This is a genomic window from Coprococcus ammoniilyticus (genome assembly GCF_025567345.1).
Lineage (GTDB): Bacteria > Bacillota > Clostridia > Lachnospirales > Lachnospiraceae > Coprococcus > Coprococcus ammoniilyticus.
Window position 1 is genome coordinate 1 of the sequence record NZ_JAOQJS010000009.1, and the last position, 1919, is coordinate 1919.

Below are 1919 nucleotides of genomic sequence, written 5' to 3' on the forward strand. Positions count from 1 at the left end.
CCCCCCCCCCGACAAAATCGAGGGTTACTTTCTTATCTCTTTTTTCTCATTTATTTCTTATATTTTTCTCCAACGACAGATAACCTGTGAACGTCTTTCGAGGGACATTCGCAGGCTCAGCCATTACCTCCTATTATTTATGATTCTCATTTACTTATTTATGATTGGGTCAAAATAAGCATCCAGGAAACCACTTTATTATATATATTCCCGCTGGAAATACGATTGGTTTCCTCTAATGATAAATCATAAGAATCATACTAAGGAACCTAGCTAAGCCAGCGAAAACCCTGTAAAATCAAGCTTTTTCTCGGTTGGCTCTATTATACCGCCGACTCCTCGTAATACGTTAAAGAATTGCGGAAATTCATCTAAACTTGTTCGTCTGATAAAATCACCGATTCCTGTCTTATGTGTCCCATCTGGAAGTATCTTATTTCCGATAACACGAGGATCAAAGTCCAGTTTAAACATCTTTCCATCTCCAAGTTTGTTATCTTTCATAAGCTCTGCCTTACGTTCTTCGGCATCCATATACATACTGCGGAACTTGTACATTTTAAATTTCTTTCCATTCTTTCCTACTCGTTCCTGAGCAAAGAAAATTGGTCCCGGTGATGCAATATAAATTGCCGGTCCGACAAAAATACAAATGATTCCGGTAAAAATACATCCAACTAATCCACCCGCAATATCCATCAATCGTTTTAACATTAACTGTCTGGTTGATGCATAATTAATACTTGTCGTAAGGACTGTGTAATTACCAACCTTTTCCACAAACTGTTTTTTCCCTGGCACACTTGTGATCTTTGCAAGATTAAGATGAATGGTTACTCCTGTCTCTGATAATTGCTCAATTAACTCTGACGGATACGGAAGAACTTCTGAAACAACAATCAGAACTTCATCAATCCATTCCTGACATACATACATTGCTGCAGTCTCTTCGTTGGCAACTACCGGAACTCCATGAATTTCTCTTCCAGTCCAGTCCGCATCAATTACAGCTACACCAGCCAATGAGAATCTGGCATAATTGTTTTCCTGCATACTTAACACTACTTGTTCAGCCACATCTTCCGATGTTACAATCAGTAGTTTACGTTCTCCGCCATCCTTCATCTGTTTTCGCAGAAGTTTTTTCCAGAGTTCTCTGACAACATACGTCATTACTAAATAAATTATTATGGTCAGCATCAATGTTAATCTTGAAAAGTCCTGCCCTTCCTGAAGCAGGAATAAATATAAAACCGCTAAGGCACCTACCATAATCGCATGATTTAACGTAACTACAAAATCACGATAGTATCCTCTCTTTAACACGCTTTTCATGGTGCCATATACAAAAATCATAACCAGATCTGCCAGTTCAAGGAAAACCGCCATATTGCGATAAATAATGGTTTCATATGGATTAAATCCATATCCGCTAATTGCATATGCCAGAACATACGCTAATTGCAAACAGATCATGTCTAAGATTATAAAATCTGTGTGTTTTAACCATCCTTCAGAATCTTTTCTATACATAGATTTTTTTCTTTCCCCCTCCATTTTTTTGTAATCTATTTGTTAATCTACAATCGTCCCCACAATTGTAGAGATTGCCTTCAAATTTGAGTGATTTAAAACTAGATAGGATTATTGCTACACAAAGAAGAGCATTAATCCAGAATATGTTAAGATTTGTTGAGATATGTAATTCCGTCCATAGCCATACCCCAAACACAAGTAAGCAGCACATGGGAATCACATTTTGAATATTTAGATATGCGATATAAGAGTTTCGATATTCAGTTTTCTTTTTCTTTTCATTCCCATTAATATGTACTGGGGTATCCATCGTACACTTTCGTTTTGATATTCCTAGCATTTCATATCTCCCTTACTGTACCCCCCCCCCGACAAAATCGAGG

At 37.3% G+C, this 1919-nt stretch carries 1 protein-coding gene; it reads right to left on the reverse strand.

From position 1 onward, the window contains the following. Window positions 1–273 precede the first annotated feature (273 nt). Window positions 274–1533 (reverse strand): sugar transferase, encoded by a 1260-nt coding sequence (locus tag OCV60_RS12910; protein ID WP_262530310.1) that lies wholly within the window; start codon window positions 1531–1533, stop codon window positions 274–276. Window positions 1534–1919: the final 386 nt, after the last annotated feature.

What these genes read in the sequence shown, in the direction of transcription:
- OCV60_RS12910 (WP_262530310.1), bottom strand. Translation starts at nt 1,533, where the DNA reads ATGTATAGAAAAGATTCTGAAGGATGGTTAAAACACACAGATTTTATA.